Annotated in this window: 6 protein-coding genes and 1 pseudogene; 2 read left to right on the forward strand and 5 right to left on the reverse strand. The window is 69.5% G+C overall.

Annotation, left to right across the window (positions count from 1 at the left end):
- The 5 genes and pseudogenes from ACFVJS_RS24705 to ACFVJS_RS24725 all read right to left on the reverse strand — a co-directional run.
- Positions 1-754: pseudogene (locus ACFVJS_RS24705) on the reverse strand (glycoside hydrolase family 92 protein); the annotation flags it as partial.
- Entirely contained in the window at positions 751-1,980 is a 1,230-nt protein-coding gene (locus ACFVJS_RS24710) for an AGE family epimerase/isomerase (RefSeq protein ID WP_378885977.1), read from the reverse strand. The pseudogene ACFVJS_RS24705 and the gene ACFVJS_RS24710, both read right to left, overlap by 4 nt.
- Positions 1,977-2,861 (reverse strand): carbohydrate ABC transporter permease, encoded by an 885-nt coding sequence (locus ACFVJS_RS24715; RefSeq protein ID WP_378885978.1) that lies wholly within the window; start codon positions 2,859-2,861, stop codon positions 1,977-1,979. Before ACFVJS_RS24715 ends, ACFVJS_RS24710 begins: the two co-directional genes overlap by 4 nt.
- Positions 2,861-3,733 carry a carbohydrate ABC transporter permease gene (locus ACFVJS_RS24720; protein ID WP_378885986.1) on the reverse strand — a complete coding sequence of 291 codons (873 nt, stop codon included), beginning with the start codon at positions 3,731-3,733 and terminating at the stop codon, positions 2,861-2,863. Before ACFVJS_RS24720 ends, ACFVJS_RS24715 begins: the two co-directional genes overlap by 1 nt.
- A gap of 29 nt (positions 3,734-3,762) precedes the next feature.
- Complete coding sequence (locus tag ACFVJS_RS24725) at positions 3,763-5,040, reverse strand: ABC transporter substrate-binding protein (RefSeq protein ID WP_378885980.1); 1,278 nt, start codon at positions 5,038-5,040, stop codon at positions 3,763-3,765.
- A gap of 138 nt (positions 5,041-5,178) precedes the next feature.
- Here ACFVJS_RS24725 and ACFVJS_RS24730 point away from each other — a divergent pair, with 138 nt between their 5' ends.
- Both ACFVJS_RS24730 and ACFVJS_RS24735 read left to right on the forward strand, forming a co-directional pair.
- Positions 5,179-6,201 carry a LacI family DNA-binding transcriptional regulator gene (locus tag ACFVJS_RS24730; protein ID WP_378885982.1) on the forward strand — a complete coding sequence of 341 codons (1,023 nt, stop codon included), beginning with the start codon at positions 5,179-5,181 and terminating at the stop codon, positions 6,199-6,201.
- Positions 6,202-6,293: 92 nt separating this feature from the next.
- Complete coding sequence (locus tag ACFVJS_RS24735; protein ID WP_378885984.1) at positions 6,294-7,421, forward strand: glycosyl hydrolase; 1,128 nt, start codon at positions 6,294-6,296, stop codon at positions 7,419-7,421.
- Positions 7,422-7,561 lie beyond the last annotated feature (140 nt).

The raw sequence follows: 7,561 nt of genomic DNA on the forward strand, positions 1-7,561 counted from the left end.
CCTGGAAGACCCCGTGATCGCCCATCCAGGGGCTCGGGATGTGCGAGGTCGCGAACGCCTCGATCGCCGGACGGTTCGGCCCGCCGCCGGTGTCGCGGTTGTGTGCGTGCCACGCGTAGGGCCAGTTGCCCGCGGCGGCGTCGGTCATCGGCAGCCCGAAGACGCCCCCGTGCGGCAGCCCGACCAGCGGCGCGTTGTTGCCGCGCGAGAACCGGTCGCTGGAGTGGGTCCCACGCCGGGTGTCGACCTGGTCGAGCGGTTCGGCCGGGAGCACCCGGGCAGGTCCGACGACGACATCGTCGACCCACAACCGCAGCGGCACGTCGGCCGCCCGGACCACGACGAGGAACCGCTCGAGCCGGCGCCCGGCAAGACCGGTCAGCGCCACTCGGCGTAGGTTCCACTGATCGACCCAGGCCCGCCTCCCGTCGCCCTGCGCGCCAGGAGTCAGCGCCTGCCCGTACTGGTCCACCACCCCTATCTCGCTGAGCCGCCGGCCGTCGTCGAGGAACCCGTCGACACAGACGTACGTCGCCTCCCACCGTCGCTCGTCCTCGGCGGCCGACTCGGGGAACACCACGAACCTCAGCTCGTCCCCGTCGGCCACCTCGATCGGCGCCCCCAGCGGAAGCTCGGCCTCGACCTCACCGACGCCCGGCTCGACCGCGAAGCACCACGTCTGCGGCGAGGCGTACCCCACGCCGGCCCGCGCGTTGACGGGGTCGGCCGGCCCGGTCCCGAGTGTGAGGCTCACACGCGCTCCTTCATCGCCCCACCGGCGAAGCTCGCCGCGGCAGGCAGCAGCGGCAGGATCGCCATCTGGTAGGCGTGGTAGACGTCCGGCTTGCCGGGCCAGACCGTGGCCGAGGGTTTGTTGGCCGGATCGAGCTCGTGGTGCCACGAACCGCCCTCGCGGTCGACCAGGTGCTCCTCGCAGTAGGCCCACCAGCGGCGTACGTCCGCCAGCGCGTCGGCGGATCCCGTGTCCCGGAAGAGCGTCCAGGCAGCGGCGACCGCCTCGGCGGCGACCCAGTGCATCCGCTCGCGCACGACGGGCTCGTCGGCGAAGTCGGTCGTGTAGACGAAGCCGGAAGCGCCGTCGACCGCCCAGCCGCGCGAGGCAGCCGCGGCGAGCAGCGACCGGGCGTCCGCGAGCAGCCACGATGGCGCTTCCACCCCGAGGAGCGTCCGCGCGTGCAGCGCCAGCCGCGCCCACTCGAAGAGGTGCCCGATGGTGACCCCGTAAGGCCGGAACGGGTGCCCCGGCTGGTCGATGTTGTAGTCCAGCTCGACCGACCAGGACGAGGTGAAGTGCTCCGGGAGCCGCCAGTCGTGCTCCCGCGCGAACCCGTGCACGACCCTCTCCAGGATCCGCACCGCGCGATCGAGCCAGACCCGGCGACCGGTCACCTCGGCGACGGCGAGGAACGCCTCGACGGCGTGCATGTTGGCGTTGACGCCGCGATAGCCGTCCAGCGAGGCCCAGTCAGCGCTCCACACGTCGACGATGAGCCCGTCGCCCTCGCGCCAGAACCTCTCCTCCATCACGCTCAGCGCGTCGGCGAGCAACGCCTCCGCGCCGGGGCGACCGGCGGCGTACGCGGTGGTGGCGGCGAGCACGACGAAGGCATGGGCGTAGCCCTCCTTCACCGTGCTGACCACCTCTCCGGTCTCCGGGGAGACCGCGGAGTGCCAGCCGCCGTTGTCGGCGTCGTGGAGCAGCCCGGTCAGCGCGGCGACGCCGTGGTCGACGTACGCAGCCGCCGAGGCGTCCCCACGCAGCTGCGCGAGCCCGAAGACGTGCGTCATCCGGCAGGTGATCCAGGTCTCGACCGGCCGGCCCGGGGTGAGCGCGCCGCGCTCGTCGAGCCATCCGAAGCCGCCGCCCTCATGGCGGGACCCGCGGGCGAAGGCCAGCAGGCGGGCGGCCTCCTCCTCGAAGCGGGCGATCTCGGCGGCGGTCAGTTGCAGGTCGGTCATCCCTTGATGGCCCCTTCCTCGACCCCGCGGAAGAAGTAGCGCTGCAGCACCGCGAACACGATCACGATCGGGATGAACGAGATCATCGTGCCTGCCGCGATCAGGCGGGGGTTGTTGGTGAATGTGCCGGACAGATACTGCAGGCCGACGGTCAGCGTCAGGTTCTCCGGGTCGGTCAGCACGATCAGCGGCCACAGGAAGTCGTCCCAGGCGCCGATGAACGCGAAGATCGAGATGACGCTGAGCATGCCGCGTACGCCGGGGAGGTTGACGTGGATCAGCCGCTGCCAGGCGTTGGCGCCGTCGACCTTGGCCGCCATCTCGAGCTCGTCGGGGATCGCGGTGAACGCTGCCCGCATCAGCAGCACGTTGATCATCCCGATCATGCCGGGCAGCGCGACCCCGAGCAGCGTGTCGGTCAGCCCGAGGGAACGGACCGTGACGTACTGGGCGATGATCGTCGCCTCCCCCGGCAGGATCAGCGTGGCCAGCAGCGCACCCAGCACCAGCTTCGACCCGCGGAAGCGCAGCTTCGCCAGCGCGTAGCCCGCCATCGTCGCGCCGAGGATGTTGCCGCCCACGACCAGGGCCGCGACGACGACCGAGTTCATCGCGTAGTCGACCACCGGGACGACCTCGGCCACCTTGGCGTAGTTCGCGAACGTCGGGTGCTCCGGGATGAAGCTCGGCGTCGAGGAGTAGACGTCCTCGTCGATCGACTTCAGCGAGGTCGACAGCTGCCACAGGAACGGCAGGATCGTGATCGCGAGCACCACCAGCAGCAACGCGTAGCGCGTCACCATCTCGCCCGTGGACATCCGGTGGAACGAATACGACTTCTGCCTCTTCGCGCGCGTCGCCCGCGGTTGCGTGTCGGTCATCAGCCGTCCTTCCGGTTGAGCCGGGCCAGCAGCAGCATCGGCAGGAGGGTGAGCACGAAGAGCAGCAGGCTCAGCGCCGAGGCGTAGCCGAGGCTGCCGGTGAAGCCGGTCGAGTAGAGCTGGATCAGCATGACCATCGAGCTCACCTTGCCGCCGGGGCCACCGGTGCCGCCGGTCATCACGTAGAGCTCGGTGAACACGCGCAGTGCCGAGATCGTGATCAGGATCGTGATCAGCAGCATCGTGCCGCGTACGCCTGGGACGGTCACGCTCCAGAAGCGACGGACCGGGCCGGCACCGTCGACGGCGGCCGCCTCGTGCAGCTCCTTGCCGACGTTCCCGAGCGCCGAGAGGTAGATGATCATGTAGTAGCCCAGCCCCTTCCAGACCGTCAGGCTGATCGCGCTGAAGAGCAGCAACCAGCGGTCGGTCAGGAACGGAATCGGCTCGGTGACCACCTGCAGTGCCGACAGGATCGAGTTGATCGCGCCGCGGTCGTCGAGCAGCCAGCTCCAGATCAGCGCGACCACGACCGCCGAGGCGACCACCGGCGTGTAGAAGGTGACCCGGAAGAACGTCAGGCCCGGCAGCTTCTTCTCCACCAGCACCGCGAGCAGCAGCGGCAGCAGTGTCAGCAGCGGTACGCAGACGATCATGTAGAGGATCGAGTTGGTCAGCGCGTGGACGAGCTGGTCGTCGTCGAGCATCCGCTCGAAGTTGGCCACCCCGGTGAACTCCCCGCCGCCCAGTGGCTTGGTGTTGGTGAACGCCATGTAGATGGTGTTGAGGGCGGGATAGACGTTGAAGACGCACAGCCACACCACGGCCGGCGCGACGAGCAGCCAGGGCGTGAACCACCGGTGGTCACGCACCTGGCCACCCGGCCTCGTGATCGGACTCGTCACTGGGTGAGGATCTTGTTGCATTCCTCGACGGCCTTGTCGAGGGCTTCCTGCGGGGTTGCGTCTCCGGTGATCGCCGCGGCGAGCTGCTGCTGGAGGATCGTCTCCATCGCCGGCGACCAGCGCGGATTGTTGGGGATGGCGGTCGAGAGGGTCTCGAACGCGGTCACCTGGGCGTCACCGGCGTTGGTGCCGTCGCTCTTGGAGAAGTAGTCGTCCTCGGCGGACTCGGTGGTGCTCGGGTAGATGCCCGGGACCAGCTCGGCGAAGGCCTTCTGGTTCTCGGCGTTGGTGACGAACTGGGCGAGCGCGTTGGCGGCCGCGAGGTTCTCGGACTTGGCGTTGACCGAGAGGCCCTGGACGTAGAGCGGGCCGTCACCGAAGGCGTGGTTCGAGGTCGTCACGTCGACGAGGCTGGGCGCCTCGGTCTGCAGCGTCGTGTTGATGTGCTGGCCACCACCGGTCGTCCAGGCGACCTTGGACTCGTTGTACATCGCCGAGTTGCCCTGGAACTCCTCCGAGAGCAGGTTCTTCGGCAGCAGGCCCGCCTTGTAGCCGTCGGCGAACTTCTGTACCAGCTCGACCACCTCGGGCTGGTTGAAGGTCAGCTCGGTGCCGTCCTCGTTGAAGATCTCCACACCGAGGTTCTGGAAGTCGTTGATACCCGGCTTGCGGCTGATCAGGTAGGACGAGCCCTTGGCCGTCTTCTGGTACGTCGCCGCCTGCTCGAAGAGGGAGTCCCAGTCGGTCGGGAGGTTCTTCGGGTCGAGGCCGTTGTCCTCGAGCAGCTTGGTGTTCCAGTAGTTCACGTCGGTGCCGAGGTACCACGGGTAGCCGTAGGTGCCGTCGAGTCCGTCGTAGCGGTAGCCCTGCAGGCCGCCCTCGACGAACGTCCCCTCAAGGTCGACGTCGGCCTGCTCGAGGTCGAGCAGCTGTTCCTGCTCGGCGAGCGGCAGCGCGAAGTCGGGCGGCAGGTTGACGACGTCGGGGAGGTCGCCGGACTGAGCCTGGGTGAGCACCTTCTGGTCGTAGCCGTCGCCCGGCTGGTCGAGCCAGGTGACCTCGACGCCCGGGTGCTCCTTCTCGAAGGCGGCGATGACACCCTCGACGTAGTCGGTGAACTTGGGCTTCAGCGCCCAGGTCTGGATCGAGACCTTGCCCTCGATCTTGCCCTCGAGGTCACCGGCGGACGGCTCGTCGCCGGCCCCGCAACCCGTCAACGCAGTGATGCCCATGGCCAATCCAGCGGCGACCCCCACCAACCGGCGTACGCTCATTTTCGGCTCCTTGCTGAAAGCTTTTGATAAAGCGGTTAAGTTCGGGCCGTATCATTCACCGAACGAGGTGTGCCGTCAAGGCATCCGTGTGAGGGACGCCACAATCGGTCCCTGCCTCACCCCAGGAAGGACATGCCGATGGCACGACCCACCATCGCGGACATCGCCGAGCGCGCCGGCGTCTCCAAGGGCGCGGTCTCGTTCGCCCTCAACGGGCGCCCGGGCGTCAGCGAAGAGACCCGGCGGCGCATCCTGGCCGTCGCCGACGAGATGAACTGGCGCCCTCACCGTGCGGCCCGGTCCCTCGGCAACTCCCGAGCCGGAGCGGTGGGCCTGATCCTCTCCCGTCCCGCACGCACGCTCGGCCTCGAGCCCTTCTTCGGCCAGGTCGTCTCCGGTCTGCAGGCCGGCCTGGCCGAGGACGGCACCGCGCTCCAGCTGCTCGTGGTCGAGGACCCCGAGGCGGAGATGGCGGCCTACCGCAACTGGGCGGCCGAGAAGCGGGTCGACGGTTTCGTTCTTCTCGACCCGCTCATCGAAGACCCCCGGTTCGCCGTCCTCGAAGCGCTCGACGTGCCGGTGATGGTGCTCGGCGGACCGCTCCCGGACACGTCGCTGAGCTACAGCTGGGCCGACGACAGCGAGGCGATGCACGAGGCGGTCGACTACCTCGCCGCCCTCGGCCACCGCAACGTCGTGCACGTCGCAGGCATGCCGCAGTTCCTGCACACCAAGCGCCGGATGGACGTGCTGACCGAGGCCAAGGAGCGCCACGAGCTGGCCGAGGTCGTCTCGATCCCGACCGACTACAGCGACTCCGAGGGCGCGGTCATCACCCGACGGGTCCTGTCGCGGCGCGACCGGCCGACCGCGATCGTCTACGACAGCGACGTGATGGCCGTGGCGGGGCTGGGCGTCGCACTGGAGATGGGCGTGCGGGTGCCGCAGGACCTCTCGATCCTCTCCTTCGACGACTCACTGCTGGCCCGGCTCACCCATCCCGCCCTGACGGCCCTGACCCGCGACACCCAGGGCTGGGCGACCGAGGCCGCCCGCGAGCTGCTTCGGCTGATCGCCGACCCGAGCCTCACCGTGCGCCACCAGTCGAGCACGCCGGTGCTCGTCCCGCGCGAGAGCACGGCTCCACCCGCAGACTCATGATTGCCCGGTTTACTTAAACGGTTTATATTGCGCGGGTGCCAGCTCACCCGCCCCCCTCAGCCCCCGCCCCGCTGCGCTTCGGAGCCAACCACGTGCCTTCGTCCGGCTGGTTCTACTCCTGGCTCGACTTCGACGCCGACCAGATCGCCCGGGACTTCGACGACCTCGCCGGCCTCGGTCTCGACCACGTACGGATCTTCCCGGTGTGGCCGTGGATCCAGCCCAACCGCTCGCTGATCCGCTCCTCGGCGATCGACGACGTGCTCACCACCATCGACCTGGCCGCCGCCCGCGGGCTCGATGTCTGCGTCGACCTGGTGCAGGGCCACCTGTCGAGCTTCGACTTCCTGCCGTCGTGGGTGCTCACCCACCACCAGCGATCGGTCTTCAGTCACCCGGAGGTGCGCGAAGGTCTGCGCGCCTACGTCGACACCCTCGCCGCGGCGGTCGCGAGCCGTGACAACGTCTTCTCGCTGACCCTCGGCAACGAGGTCAACAACCTGTGGCCGTCCAATCCGACCACCATCCCCGACTCCCGCGCCTGGGCCCAGGAGCTCCTCGAGACCGCCCGCAAGGCGGCCCCCGGGCTGCTCTGCCTCCACTCGCTCTTCGACGACGCGTTCTACGCCCCCGACCACCCCTTCGCGCCCGCCGACGTCACCACGCTCGGCGACCTGAGCACCGTGCACTCCTGGGTCTTCAACGGCGTCGGCGCGATCGACGCACCCCTGGGACCGGCCACGCTCACGCATGCCGACTACCTGGTCGAGCTCGCCGCTGCGTACGCCACGGAGCCGGGGCGCCCGGTCTGGCTCCAGGAGATCGGCGCTCCCCTGCCGGAGATCACTCCGGCCAGCGTGCGCGAGTTCGTCACCGGCACGATCGACCACGTCGCCCAGAACCCGGCGTTGTTCGGCATCACCTGGTGGTGCTCCCACGACCTGGACCGATCGCTGGTCGACTTCCCCGAGCGCGAGTACGACCTCGGTCTCTTCACCGTCGACCACCGGCGCAAGCCGGTCGCCGAGGCGCTGGCGGAGGCGATCGCGGCACACAGCGGTCCTCGCCCCGAGCCGCCGGCCCGTCAGCGCATCGAGTGCCCGGTCGACCTTCTCCGCGAGCCGGAGCGCCGTGCCGAGGTCGCGCCCGGCAGCGACTTCCACCGCGCCTGGGTCGAGGCACGGGTCGGCGGGCCGGTCCAGATCGTCCCGCCCCGCTGACCCCTGCCTCAGCCGCCTGGATCGGTCACCGCGAGACCGGCACGTGGTCCCGATCTCGCCGGGACGTAGGTCCCGCGCCCAGGTCAGCCGAGGGCGGCGAGTGTGAGTCGCGCCTCGTCGGCGACCTGCCGCCGCACGCC

The sequence above is a fragment of the Nocardioides sp. NPDC057772 genome (assembly GCF_042798075.1).
Lineage (GTDB): Bacteria > Actinomycetota > Actinomycetes > Propionibacteriales > Nocardioidaceae > Nocardioides.

Excerpts from the sequence above, each read along its gene's own strand:
- ACFVJS_RS24710 (WP_378885977.1), bottom strand. The coding sequence starts at position 1,980 with ATGACCGACCTGCAACTGACCGCCGCCGAGATCGCCCGCTTCGAGGAG.
- ACFVJS_RS24715 (WP_378885978.1), bottom strand. The coding sequence starts at position 2,861 with ATGACCGACACGCAACCGCGGGCGACGCGCGCGAAGAGGCAGAAGTCG.
- ACFVJS_RS24725 (WP_378885980.1), bottom strand. The coding sequence starts at position 5,040 with ATGAGCGTACGCCGGTTGGTGGGGGTCGCCGCTGGATTGGCCATGGGC.
- ACFVJS_RS24730 (WP_378885982.1), top strand. The coding sequence starts at position 5,179 with ATGGCACGACCCACCATCGCGGACATCGCCGAGCGCGCCGGCGTCTCC.